The sequence below is a fragment of the Stenotrophomonas sp. NPDC077461 genome (genome assembly GCF_049545475.1).
In the GTDB taxonomy this organism is placed as follows: domain Bacteria; phylum Pseudomonadota; class Gammaproteobacteria; order Xanthomonadales; family Xanthomonadaceae; genus Stenotrophomonas; species Stenotrophomonas nematodicola.
In genome coordinates, this window is sequence record NZ_JBMWDO010000005.1 from 24,984 (window position 1) to 37,397 (window position 12,414).

General features: G+C 69.4%; 12 protein-coding genes. 3 read left to right on the plus strand and 9 right to left on the minus strand.

The genetic code is table 11. The features are described 5' to 3' along the window. From ACPEH8_RS10385 to ACPEH8_RS10395, 3 genes are read left to right on the plus strand one after another with little or no spacing between them, the layout of a single operon-like run. Window positions 1–1,179 carry a glutathionylspermidine synthase family protein gene (locus ACPEH8_RS10385; RefSeq protein ID WP_423666684.1) on the plus strand — a complete coding sequence of 393 codons (1,179 nt, stop codon included), beginning with the start codon at window positions 1–3 and terminating at the stop codon, window positions 1,177–1,179. Further along, window positions 1,179–1,673, plus strand: a complete 495-nt coding sequence (locus ACPEH8_RS10390) for a hypothetical protein (protein WP_423666686.1) — start codon at window positions 1,179–1,181, stop codon at window positions 1,671–1,673. The genes ACPEH8_RS10385 and ACPEH8_RS10390 overlap by 1 nt, the downstream gene beginning before the upstream one ends. Before the next feature lie 15 nt (window positions 1,674–1,688). Continuing rightward, the gene (locus ACPEH8_RS10395; protein ID WP_423666688.1) at window positions 1,689–1,847 is read left to right on the plus strand and encodes a hypothetical protein; all 159 of its coding nucleotides are present in this window, start codon (window positions 1,689–1,691) and stop codon (window positions 1,845–1,847) included. A 12-nt stretch (window positions 1,848–1,859) separates the two neighbouring features. Here the strand turns inward: ACPEH8_RS10395 and ACPEH8_RS10400 are convergent, their stop codons facing one another. The 9 genes from ACPEH8_RS10400 to ACPEH8_RS10440 form a co-directional block, all read right to left on the minus strand. After that, window positions 1,860–3,158 (minus strand): DUF58 domain-containing protein, encoded by a 1,299-nt coding sequence (locus ACPEH8_RS10400; RefSeq protein ID WP_017354372.1) that lies wholly within the window; start codon window positions 3,156–3,158, stop codon window positions 1,860–1,862. Beyond that, window positions 3,155–4,168 (minus strand): AAA family ATPase, encoded by a 1,014-nt coding sequence (locus tag ACPEH8_RS10405; RefSeq protein WP_051008548.1) that lies wholly within the window; start codon window positions 4,166–4,168, stop codon window positions 3,155–3,157. The genes ACPEH8_RS10400 and ACPEH8_RS10405 overlap by 4 nt, the downstream gene beginning before the upstream one ends. Next, a complete protein-coding gene (locus tag ACPEH8_RS10410; protein ID WP_423666690.1) occupies window positions 4,165–5,328 on the minus strand; it encodes a DUF4350 domain-containing protein in 1,164 nt (387 codons plus the stop codon). The genes ACPEH8_RS10405 and ACPEH8_RS10410 overlap by 4 nt, the downstream gene beginning before the upstream one ends. Next, the gene (locus ACPEH8_RS10415) at window positions 5,325–6,977 is read right to left on the minus strand and encodes a DUF4129 domain-containing protein (protein ID WP_423666692.1); all 1,653 of its coding nucleotides are present in this window, start codon (window positions 6,975–6,977) and stop codon (window positions 5,325–5,327) included. The genes ACPEH8_RS10410 and ACPEH8_RS10415 overlap by 4 nt, the downstream gene beginning before the upstream one ends. Further along, complete coding sequence (locus ACPEH8_RS10420; RefSeq protein WP_136006014.1) at window positions 6,967–7,959, minus strand: stage II sporulation protein M; 993 nt, start codon at window positions 7,957–7,959, stop codon at window positions 6,967–6,969. Before ACPEH8_RS10420 ends, ACPEH8_RS10415 begins: the two co-directional genes overlap by 11 nt. Continuing rightward, entirely contained in the window at window positions 7,956–8,642 is a 687-nt protein-coding gene (locus tag ACPEH8_RS10425) for an RDD family protein (RefSeq protein ID WP_423666694.1), read from the minus strand. The genes ACPEH8_RS10420 and ACPEH8_RS10425 overlap by 4 nt, the downstream gene beginning before the upstream one ends. Window positions 8,643–8,834: 192 nt before the next feature. Continuing rightward, a complete protein-coding gene (locus ACPEH8_RS10430) occupies window positions 8,835–9,365 on the minus strand; it encodes a gamma carbonic anhydrase family protein (protein WP_017354378.1) in 531 nt (176 codons plus the stop codon). A gap of 91 nt (window positions 9,366–9,456) precedes the next feature. After that, window positions 9,457–11,346: a tRNA uridine-5-carboxymethylaminomethyl(34) synthesis enzyme MnmG gene (mnmG, locus tag ACPEH8_RS10435; protein WP_423666696.1), complete on the minus strand. Its 1,890-nt coding sequence runs from the start codon at window positions 11,344–11,346 to the stop codon at window positions 9,457–9,459. Window positions 11,347–11,841: 495 nt separating this feature from the next. Next, window positions 11,842–12,372, minus strand: a complete 531-nt coding sequence (locus tag ACPEH8_RS10440; protein WP_153165080.1) for a hypothetical protein — start codon at window positions 12,370–12,372, stop codon at window positions 11,842–11,844. Window positions 12,373–12,414 lie beyond the last annotated feature (42 nt).

The following is a 12,414-nucleotide window of genomic DNA, read 5'->3' on the forward strand; positions in this document are numbered from 1 at the left end:
ATGCAGCGCGTCCGTATTGCCGAGCGCAGCCAATGGCGCGCCCGGGCCGAGGAGTCGGGGTTCGCCTTCCACACCATCGATGGCCTGCCGTACTGGGATGAGAACGCGTACTACGCCTTCACCCTGCGCCAGATCGAGCAGGACATCGAAGACCCCAGCGCCGAGCTGCATGCGATGGCGATGGACCTGGTCGAGGACGTGGTGGGCAGCCAGCAGTTGATGGAACAGCTGGCGATCCCGCCGGCGTTCCGCGACTGGATCGCCGACAGCTGGCGTCGGCGCGAGCCGCACCTGTACGGTCGGCTCGACTTCGCGTACGACGGCACCGGTCCGGCCAAGCTCTACGAGCTCAATTACGACACCCCGACCTCGCTGTTCGAGGCGTCGTTCTTCCAGTGGCAATGGCTGGAAGACCAGCGCAACCAGAACCGTCTGCCGCCGCACGCCGATCAGTTCAACGCCATCCACGAGGCGCTGGTCGAGCGCTTCGCCGCGCTGTCGGCGCAGCTGCCGCCGCCGCTGTACTTCAGTGCCGTGGGTGCCTCGGTCGAAGACCAGGGCACGGTGGCCTACCTGCGCGACTGTGCGGCCCAGGCCGGGCTGCGTGGCGAGTCCATCGCGATCGAGGACATCGGCCTGTCCGAGGACGGCCGCTTCACCGCGCTGGACGACACGGTGATCGGCAGCCTGTTCAAGCTGTACCCGCTGGAAGACCTGATGACCGAATCGTTCGGCCAGGCGCTGCCCGGCTCGGGCGTGCAGCTGCTGGAACCGGCGTGGAAGGCGATCCTCAGCAACAAGGGCGTGCTGCCGTTGCTGTGGGAGCGCCATCGCGGCCACCCCAACCTGCTGGCCGCCGACTTCGACGACGGCAGCGCACTGCCGGCCGGCTGGGTGCGCAAGCCGCTGTTCTCGCGCGAAGGCGCCAACGTGGCCATGCACCTGGCCGATGGCAGCTGGCAGGAAAGCGAAGGCCCGTACACCGGCCCGGCGATCCGCCAGGCCGCCCATCCGCTCACTGCGTTCGAGGGTGGCTATCCGCTGGTTGGCAGCTGGATCGTGGGCGACCAGGCCTGTGGCATGGGCATCCGCGAAGACAACAGCCGCATCACCCGCGACAGCGCCCGCTTCGTCCCGCACGCGATCATCGACGAAGCGCCAACCCGCATCTTCGTCTGATGGCGGTGGCGCGCAACCGCAGCCTGCGCCCCGGGCCAGTGGCGGGGCGCCACCTGGACGACGGGCATGGCTTGTGGCGCTACGCCGACCGCATCGCCGTGCGCTGCCACCGGTGTGCCGCGCCCGGCTGGGTGGTCAGGGGATCCAGGACGGCCGGCTTCCGCTGCCTGTCCTGCAGTCTGGTGCTCGAAGAAGGAAACGCCTGCGGCTGCGGCTGCTGTGGCGCCGGGACGTGGGTGGGGCCGGTGCGCTACAGCGGGCGGCGGCCCTGCGGCTACTGCGGGCACCAATGGCTGCACGCGCAGGCGCATCGCGCGGTGGCCTCCCCGCCCCTGGAGGCGCTTCCGGTTGCCTGCGCCCAATGCGGGCGCAGCAGCGATGTCAGTGTGAGCGTGCAGCCGGTGCGCGATGCCGAATCGAATGACCCGTACTTCGGCATGCCGCTGCTGCTGGTCGAGCGCACCCGCGCCGGGCTGCTCTGGGCCTACAACTAGGCGCATCTGCAGGCGTTGCACGACTATGCCGGTGCCATGCTGCGCGAGCGCGCCGGTGTCACCAATGGCTCGATGTTCTCGCGCCTGCCGCACTGGATGAAGCTGGCCCGCAACCGCGCGCTGCTGCAGAAAGCCACCGCGCGCCTGATCGCCAAGGCCAACGCCATCCGCTAGGTACCGACCGCCCTAGAGCAACCCGTCGCGCTTGACCGCCAGATACCGCTCCACCAGTGCGCCAGGCAGCGCATCCGCAGTCACATCCAGCACCATCACCCGATGGCTGCGCAGCGCCTCATGCGCTTCATTGCGCTGTTGCAGGTAGCGCGCGATGGCGCCGGCCCGGATGGCGTCCTCCATGCTCTCCACCGGCTCGGCGAGCGCATCATCCAGTTCCCGCTCGCGCAGGCTGGCCACGCACACCAGGTGCTGGCGCTGCAGCAGGCGCACGGCCGCCAGCAGGTCTTCGATGTCTTCATCGCGCACGTTGGTGACCAGCATCACCAGCGAGCGGCGGCGCTGGCGCAGGCTCAGCTCGGTGGCCGCGGCCAGATAGTCGGTCGCTACCGGGCGTGCCTGCAGGTCGTGGCTGGCGCGCAGCAGCGTATCGATCGCGCCCATGCCGCGTTGCGGCGCGACCCAGCGCTGGTCGCCGCCGCTGGCGAGCAGCCCTACGCCGTCGCCCTGGCGCAGCGCCAGGTAGGACACCACCAGCGCCGCGTTGAGGACATGATCGAAGTGCGACAGACCGCCCTCGCTGGCCATCATGCGACGACCGGTATCGATCATCAGCACCATCTGCTGGTTCTTCTCGTCCTGGTACTCGCGCGAGATCAGCTTGCGCGCGCGCGAAGTCGCCTTCCAGTCGATCTGCCGCAGGCTGTCGCCGACGCGGTACTCGCGCATCTGGTGGAAATCGGTGCCTTCACCACGGCGGCGCTTCAGGTGCGCCCCGACCAGTCGCGAGGCCTGTTCGGCGCTGAACAGCGCGAAGCGGGTCAACGGCACAAAGTTGGGGTACACCCTCACCGCCAGCGTTGACGGCAGGGTGCGCCGTTGCCGCCACAGACGCCACGGCGCGTGCACGCGCAGGTGTACGCCGTCGAACAGGAAGCGGCCGCGCGCCGTCGGGGTCAGCGTGTAGTCCACGCTGCTGGCCACCATCGGCTTGAGCGACAACGCGCGCGGCAGGCCCTTCACGGCCCACGCGCCAGGAACCAGATCGAACACGTCCACGCGCTGGCGCAGGCTCGATTCCAGCCGCAGCGTGACGCTGCGGTCCACGTTCAGCGCCAGCGCTTCGGGCAGTGCGCGCTGCACGCTCGGAGAGGGCTGCCGCCACAGGCGCACCAGGTCGATCAGCGCGAGCCCGGCGATGCCGGCGGCGAGCATCCACCAGACGCGCACGGGCCACAGCCCGAACGCGACCGGCAGCCCGCACAGGCCCCAGCCGCACAGCAGTGCCAGCAGCGGCGGGGCCGGCCTCATTTGCGCGGCGCTTCCACCTTGGCCAGCAGCGCGCCCAGCGCGTCGTCGGCGGACTGGCCTTCGATCTGCAGTTCGGGGGCCAGCGCGATGCGGTGGCGCAGGGCGGGCTTGGTGATGTCGCGGACATCATCGGGGGTGACGAAATCGCGACCGGACAGCACTGCCTGTGCACGCGCGGCACGCACCAGCGCGATGCTGCCGCGCGGCCCTGCACCCAGCGCGATGCCCGGCCATTGGCGCGTGGCGGCAACGATGCGCACCGCATAGTCGATCACTTCGGGGTCCACGGTGATCGCTGCGGTGGCCCGCTGCAGTTCCACCACATCGGCCGCGCCGAGCACGCGGGGCACCTGCGACAGATCGAAGTCGCCAGCGCTGCGGCCGGTGGTGATCGCATCGACCATGCGCTTCTCGTCTTCCAGCGCCGGGTAGTCGATGATCACCTTGAGCAGAAAGCGGTCCAGCTGCGCCTCGGGCAGGGGATAGGTGCCCTCCTGCTCCACCGGGTTCTGCGTGGCCAGGGCCAGGAACGGCGGCGACAGCGTGAACGCCTTGCCCTCGATGGTGACCTGGCCTTCCTGCATCACTTCCAGCAGGGCCGACTGGGTCTTTGCCGGCGCGCGGTTGATTTCATCGGCCAGCAGCAGGTTGGTGAACACCGGGCCGCGGCGGATCTTGAAGCTCTCGGTCTTCGGGTCGTACACCGCATGGCCGCTGACGTCGCTGGGCATCAGGTCCGGGGTGAACTGCACGCGTCCGTAATCCAGCTCCAGTGCCTGGGCCAGCGCGCGTACCAGCAGGGTCTTGCCCAGGCCCGGTACGCCTTCGATCAGCACGTGGCCGCCGGCCAGCAACGCGATCAGGATCTGGTCGAGCACGTCGGACTGGCCGATGAACGCGCGGCCGACCGCCTCGCGCACGGCGTCGACGCGGTCGATCAGCGACGTGCCGGACACGGAGGCAGGTGAGGCATCGAGAGACGGTGGCGTGGAAGCGATGGGATCGGTCATAGCAGGTTTCTCATCTGGATCAGCAGGCGGATGCGGTCGCGCAGGCCGGCGACGTCGTGGGCAGCGGGCGGCTGCAGGGCAATGCGGACGCGGTCGTGCGACCACTGCAGCAGGGTGGCGATGGCGTGGATCCGGGCGTCGCCCCCCAGCGCCGCGGCGGTCGGTGCACGTCGGCGCAGGCGGTTGAGGAAGGCCTGCCGCACGGCGTCGTACAGCAGCGGTGCCTTGCCGTAGCGGAGCAGGTGCTCGCCGCTGGCGCGGACATGTTCGAGCAGCGAGCGGCGTTCGACTGCAGGCGAGGGCAGCAGGCTGCCCATGCGTTGCGCGCGCAGCCACAGCCAGCCCAGCAGCGCCAGCAGCAACGGCACCCACACCGGCCAGCCATCATGGAACACGCGCTGCCACAGCGAGGGCGGGCGCGTGCCATATACCAGCCATACCGTGCCCTTGCCGTAGTTGGGCGCGAGCACGTAGCGGGCAAGATCGCGATGGGCCTTGTCGTGGAGGCCGTCCACGCCCGGTGCCGCGCTGTTCTTCATGAAGTTCAGGTCGGCGAGCACATCCACGGTGCCGGCGGCACGGCGCAGCCGGACGAACACGTGGCCGTGCTCCTCATCGCGCCACGCCTGTGCCACCCGGATGCCGGTCGGTGGATCGACGTCGAAGCGGCGGCTGTCGCAGAACTCGACGTGGTTGACATCGTCGGCCACATGGAATGGCGCGCACGCGTTGCGTCGCGACGTCCCGTCGACGCCGAGCATATCCAGCAGCGAGCCATTGTCCGCTGTGTCGTCCGCCGCGTCGTCGGCGGTGAGCGGGGTCGTGCGGACGATCAGGTGACCGCCGCGCTCCACCCAGTCCAGCAGCGCGCGCGCCGTGGTCGGCGGCAGCGCGGCACTGTCCTGCAGCAGCACCACAGTGTCGTGCGGCTGCAGTGCCATCGCCGTCAGGTCCAGGCGCGGTCGCGCATTCGCCTCCAGGCCGTCGGCGCGCAGCGCCTGGCCGAGCACGTACAGCGGGTTGTAGCGGGCTTCGCCCTGCGGCGGCAGCGTCTCCACGCGGGTCACGCGCTCATGCGTGCGCAGGAACAGGATGGTCAGCGGCACTGCCACGACCAGCAGCAGGGCCACCGCCAGCAGCCAGCGCAGACGCGTCCTCATGCCTGCCACCGGAACTGCTCGCGCAGGCTGCCGGCGAGCGCATCGAACTCGGCGTCATCGGGCAGGCGGCCGGCGTACGCCGCGTACTGCCAGACCCGCACGACGCGGGCGAACGCTGTGCGGTCGCCTTCGTCGGGCATGCGTCGGGCCGCGCGCAGGCACTGCGCTTCGGTGGCGCCGGGCGGCAGGCTGACCTGCGCACGCTCGCTCATGCTCTCCACGCTGGCCCGGTACAGCAGCGCCAGAGCCTGGCGCGGCCGTCCCTGCTGCCACAGTGCGCGCGCGCGCGTTGCCACATCCGGCGGCACCACGTCGGGCAGGGTGATCGCGTCCTCCTGCACGGGCGTTGCCTCCTTCTCGCGCCGCCGACGGCCGCTGCCGCGCAGCCACGGCAGCCAGCGTCGTGTAGTCAACAGCAGAATCACCACCAGCACGCCCACGAACGCCCACAGACCCCATTCGGCGATCTGCGCCGACCATTGTGCCGCCGTTTTCGTGCGCGCGCTGCGTTCGGTCGGACGGGCATCCAGTTCCTTCTTCTTCTTCTTTTTGTCCGCAGCGTCGTCGGGAATGCGCCGCCATTCGGTGACGGTGCGGGTCGGATGCTGCAGCGGGTCCTCGTAGGCGCGCTCCACGGCCTGGCGGAAGCCGGCGGTGTCCACCGGATCGTTGCCGAAGATCGATGGTGCGTCGCGCGGCGGGGTCTGCCCGCCCTCACGGCGCTTCTGGATGCGCTCGCGGATCTGCGCCTCCTGTACGTCGGCATCGCCGCCGGTGGTGTCCGTATCGGGCGCGGTGTCGTCGACCGTGTCGGCGGGGGGTGCCTGCTGGGCATGCAGCACGCTGGCCGGCCAGGCAAGCACCAGCGCCAGCATCAGCAGCGGCGCGGCCTCGCGCAGGCGTTCGCGCAGACGTCGGAAGGCGATCTCCACATCCCACGCTTCCATCTCGGTGCGGCGGTTGAGATACAGCCCGAAGCCGGCGCCCACATGGAACGGGCCGATCAGCGTGGCGGCTGCCCAGCACAGCAGGTTGAAGCAGAGTTTCGCCCAGGCTGGCGTGTCTTCACCCACCATCGCCCATGCCGCACGCCACGAATCGGGCAGCTGTTCGAACGGCACCAGCATGAACACCCCGGCGATCGCGCCGACCACCAGAACCACCTCGAACGTCATCGCCACCAGGGTCAGCATCAGGCTGTGGCCGAGCGTGCCATTGAGGATTGCGCGGCGTCGGTCGCGGCGATGCACCGGGTCGGCGCCTTCAAGCAGGTTGACCGGCAGCATCACCGTGCGCATCGGACTCGGCCGGCGCCAGCCCAGGTAACCCCAGAAGCCCTGCCAGCCCCAGTGCCGCTGTGCGCGCAGCGTATCGAGCGTTCCGGGTGTTTCGCCGAACACGCCGCGGGAGATCACGTACAGTGCCACGCGCTCGAACAGGGGCTTGAGCCACCACATCGCCAGCCACGCCAGCGCGAAGGCATCGGCCCACCAGGCCAGGGTGTTGAGCGCCACGAACACCGGCAGCGCCAGCAACAGCCAGGGCGTCCAGATCGCCACGGCATGCCGGCGCACCAACGCCGTGCCCAGTTCCATCGCCTCCCAGCCCGAGCGCGCACGCAGGACCACGTTGAGCTGGTCAATCCGCACGCGCACCTCCGCGTCCGCCACGCCAGAGCCACAGCAGCACCAGCGTCCACAACACCGCGGCCACGCTGTACTTGCCCCAGGCCGGCACGTCGGCGATGGATGACCAGAACGCCTCGATGAAGGCGGCCACGAGCAGCATCGCCGCCACGCCCAGGCAGAGCCGGGCACCGATCACGCCACCCTCGACCAGCGCGTCGATGCGCCGTCGGCGGCCGGGCGCCAGCAGTTTCATGCCCAGCTGCAGACCGGCGCCACCGGCGATGACGATCGCGGTGAGTTCGAACGCGCCGTGGCCGACCACGAAGCGCCAGAAGGGATCACCGTGGCCGACCTGCTGCAGGTGGCCGGCGACCGCGCCGATGGTCAGGCCATTGAACAGCAGCACCAGCAGGGTGCCGACGCCGGCCAGCAGGCCGCTGGCGAAGGTGCGCAGACCGATGCTGATGTTGTTCATGATGTAGTAGCCGAACATCATCCAGTCCGTACCGCTGTCGCGCCCCAGGTGTGGCGATGACGGGTCGTACATGCGCTCCATGCGGGCGATCTCGTCGTTGCCCATCAGCAGATGGATCAGCTCGGGGTGCCATTGCAGCGCCGCGAAGGTGCCCACCAGCGGGATCACGAATACGGCGGTGGCCACCCACATCGCACGGGCCTGGCTGCGTACCAGCTGCGGGAAGTCGGCGAACAGGAATTCCACCGCACGTCGCCAGCGTGGTGCGGGCGTGCGGTAGAGCACGCCGTGGCCCTGCTGCATGAGCGACTGCAGGCGCGCCACCAGCTGCGGGCTGTAGCCGCGCCTGCGCGCCAGTGCCAACTGCTGACAGAGGCGACGGTAGCGCTGCGGCATGTCCGCATCGTCCAGGCCATCAGGGTCGGGGGTACGCCGCGCCCGGCGCGGATCGCGGCCGCGGATCGCCAGCCAGCGCTCCAGCGCCTGCCATTCGGGCTGATACCGGGCGACGAACTGTTCCTGCTTCATCGGCGACCCAGCAGCCAGTTGGCCATCGCATACAGGCGCAGCACGCCCACCTGGCCGTGGCCGCCGCTCAATGGCGTGAGCAGCCCGGCCAGTTCCTGCTGGCGCGGGCCGGGCAGGCGCGGTGCGCGTTCAGCGAAGGCGATCAAGGCAGCCTGTTCGGCCGGCTGCAGCGGCGGCGGCGGCAGCACGCTGTCGATGGCCAGGGTCCCGCCATCTGCCGGCGCGCCGATGTGGATCACCACAGTGCGCGCCACCATGTCGCCCAGCCGCCGGCCATGCGCGTCGAACAGGCATGACAGCAGGCCCAGCGCGTAGCCGAACGGCAGCATGTCCACGGTGCGCAGGAGATTGCGGGTGATGGCGGCCATCCAGCCCACCGGTGCGCCGTCCTGCGCGACCACGCGCAGGCCCATCGCGCGCTTGCCGATGGTCTGGCCCCACAGCGCTTCCTGCACGATGGTGTAGGCCCAGAACATCAAAAACAGCAGCCCGAGGTACAGGCCCTGGCCGAAGTCGCCAAGGAAGGCCAGTGGAACGCTCATCACCGACAACGCGCCGAAGCGGATGGCGAAGTCGATGGCCCAGGCCAGCGCGCGCGGCAACGGGCCGGCGGCCGGCAGGTGCAGCGGCACGCCTTCGGGCGTGATCACTTCACGGTAGGTGTCCAGCATCGGTACGCTCATCGGCGCGCGCACCGGTGGGGCATGGCTCGACAGTGGTGGAAGGCGGAATGCCGGAATCCTCTCCGGTCGGCTGCCTGCACGGGCATGCGGTTCTCGACTGCGTCCTGGTCGGCTGAGGACTTTACCGTGCGCGACCGCCGATGCCCAGCGATGGCCAGGACAGCGAACGCAAGCCGACAGCGTGCGTCGCGATCAGGCCAGATACTTGTCCTTCAACCGCACGTAGTGATCGGCCGAGTAGTGCAGCGCCTCGATCTCTTTGTCGCGCAGCGGGCGTGCCAGGCGGGCCGGATTGCCGAGCCACAGCTCGCCCTCGCCGACCACCTTGCCCGGCCCGAGCACCGCACCGGCACCCAGGAAGCCGTGGGGCTTCACTTCGGCGCCGTCGAGGATGCACGCGCCCATGCCGATGAGGCTGTAGTCGCCGATGGTGCAGGCATGGATGATGGTGCCGTGGCCGACCGTGACACCTTCGCCGATCAGCGTCGGGTAGCCCCCCATGTTGAACGGACTGTGGTGGCTGACATGGATGATCGTGCCGTCCTGGATGTTGCTGCGCGCGCCGATGCGCACGTAATTGACGTCGCCCCGGATCACCGTGCCCGGCCACACCGAGACGTCATCGCCCAGCACGACATCGCCGATCAGGGTGCAGGCCGGGTCGATGTAGCAGCGCTCGCCGAGCACCGGCAGTGTGTCGAGGAAGGGGCGGATCGGGCTCACATGGTCTCCAGGCAATCGCACGCCACGGTGGGTGCATCGGCATGATACCGCGTGGCCTTTCCGCTCCCGGCGTGTGCACGCCGGTGGTGCATCACGCCACGCGGCTGCGGCGTGCGCGCTCCAGGTGCACCAGCAGCAGCGAGATGGCCGCCGGGGTCATGCCGGGGATGCGCTGGGCCTGGCCGATGGTCTGCGGGCGCACGCGCTCGAGCTTCTGCTGCACCTCGGCCGACAGCCCACGCACGCCGGCATAGTCGAAATCGCTGGCGATCGCGGTGTTTTCGTGGCGCTGCTGGCGCTCGATCTCCTCGCGCTGGCGGTCCAGGTAGCCGGCGTACTTCACCCCGATCTCGACCTGCTCGGCCACTTTGGGGTCGTCCACGGCCGGGCCGAGCGAGGGCACCTGCATGAGCGTGGCGTAATCCAGTTCGGGGCGCTTGATCAGGTCGAGCACGTTGGTCTCGCGGCTGACTGCCACGCCCAGGGTGGTTTCAACCTCGCGGCCCAGCGCATTGCCCGGGGTTGCCCACAGCGCCCGCAGGCGTGCCGACTCGCGGGCCACGGCCTCCTGTTTGGCCTGGAACGCCGCCCAGCGGCGGTCGTCCACCACGCCCAGTTCGCGGCCGATGCCGGTCAGGCGCACGTCGGCGTTGTCTTCGCGCAGCTGCAGGCGGTACTCGGCGCGGCTGGTGAACATGCGGTACGGCTCGGTCGTGCCGTGGGTGATCAGATCATCCACCAGCACGCCCAGGTAGGCTTCGTCGCGGCGCGGGCACCAGCCCGCTTCGTCGCGGCAGGCGCGCGCGGCGTTGAGGCCGGCGAGCAGGCCCTGCGCGCCGGCCTCCTCGTAGCCGGTGGTGCCGTTGATCTGGCCGGCGAAGAACAGGCCGGACACGCTCTTGGTTTCCAGGGTGTTGTTCAGGCCGCGCGGATCGAAGAAGTCGTACTCGATCGCGTAGCCGGGCCGGGTGATGTGCGCGTTCTCGAAGCCGGCGATGCTGCGCACCAGGTCCAGCTGCACGTCGAACGGCAGCGAGGTGGAGATGCCGTTGGGATAGATCTCCACCACATCCAGCCCTTCGGGCTCGACGAAGATCTGGTGGCTGGCCTTTTCGGCAAAGCGCACCACTTTGTCCTCGATGGAGGGGCAGTAGCGCGGGCCGATGCCCTCGATCTGGCCGCTGTACAGCGGCGAGCGGTGCAGTGCGCTGCGGATGATCTCGTGGGTGCGCTCGCTGGTGTGGGTGATCCAGCAGCTGACCTGGGCCGGGTGATCGGCTGCATCGCCCAGGAAGGACATCACCGGACGCGGGGTGTCGCCAGGCTGTTCGGCCATCACCGAATAGTCCAGCGAACGGCCGTCGATGCGCGGCGGGGTGCCGGTCTTGAGCCGGTCCACCACGAACGGGCGTTCGCGCAGGCGCGCGGCCAGGGTGGTGGCCGGTGGATCGCCCATGCGGCCGGCGGCGTACTGGGTCTGACCCACGTGGATCTTGCCGGCCAGGAAGGTGCCGGCGGTCAGCACCACCGCCTTGGCATGGAAGCGCAGGCCGGTCTGGGTGATGGCGCCGCGGACCGCATCGCCCTCGATCACCAGGTCGTCCACGGCCGCCTGGAACACGGTCAGGTTCGGCTGCGCTTCGACCATCCGGCGCACCGCCATGCGGTACAGGTTGCGGTCGGCCTGGCAGCGCGTGGCGCGCACGGCAGGGCCTTTGGAGGCGTTGAGGGTGCGCCACTGGATGCCGGCGCGGTCGGCGGCATGCGCCATCGCCCCGCCGAGGGCGTCGATCTCTTTGACCAGGTGACCCTTGCCGATGCCGCCAATGGCCGGGTTGCAGCTCATCGCACCGATGGTTTCCACATTGTGGGTCAGCAGCAGGGTGCGGGCCCCGCTGCGCGCGGCCGCCAGCGCGGCCTCAGTGCCGGCATGGCCGCCGCCGATGACGATGACGTCGTGATGATGGAAGGAATCGGACATGGCGATGGGACTCGGGGGGACGGGGCCGAAGGGCCTTGGATTCCCCCCCGGGGAGGGGGACGGGTGGCGATTTTAGCGCCAATCGGGCCCGGGTCGAAAAATTACCCTCAAGTTGGCACGCAATCTGCAGATAACCCAATAGCACCCATCGTGGCACGCGCCACTGGCACGACAGACCGGAATTGGAACAGGGGCTGGTCTACGCGCACGCTGGGGAAGCGAAGGGGCCGGTAGTCGGGGGACTGCCGGCCCTGTTTTTTCAGCCTGCGGCCCAGCGCCGGTCTCCCCGAACGACAGAAGGCCCCGCGCGAGCGGGGCCTTCTGCGTTTTGGGTGCCGACATCCGACAGGGCCGGAACAGGGGGGATCCAGATGTTCCTGTCGGATATCGACGTAGAGCTTGATGTGACGCGTTGTGTCGCTTTTGTCACTTTGCGACGGCGACCGTCACCACCCGGGTAGATTGAACCGCCCGGTGCGTGAAAATCAAGTCAGCTCAGCGCTCATTTGTGCGCTGGTTCGCATTGTTGAGCGTTCGCCACGGGGAACCGTTCATTCTTTGCCCCGCAGGACGCGGCGCCTGCGCCGGACGGGCCTGGGCCGGCATCGACGGGCGCTGCTGCGGCGCGGGCCGCTGCTGCGGGGGACGACCCAGCGAGTCCATGTTGCGCCAGGGGGAGCCACCGTTGTTGTCCGGGCGCGGCCGATCCGGGCGCGGCGGGCGGTCCGGCCGCGGGCCATTGCCGTGGTCGGGACGCGGCGGCGGGCGGTGGTTGTGCGGCGGGCGGTAGTTCGGATACGGCCGGTACACGGGGTAGCCGTAGCCGCCGCCGTAGCCGTAATAGCCGTAGCCGCCACCGTAGTAGCCGCTGCCATAGCCGTACGGATAACCGGCCGGGTAGCGGTATTCCACCGACGGTGCACCGTGGTAGTAGCCACTGCCGGCGCCACCGCCGACATAGTCGTAGGTCGCGCAGCCGGACAGGGCCAACATCAGGCCACCGGCAAGGATCAGGCGCATCTTCATGATCGGGTCCCCCCAAGGGTATGAGGCCAGCTTCGGCCTGCG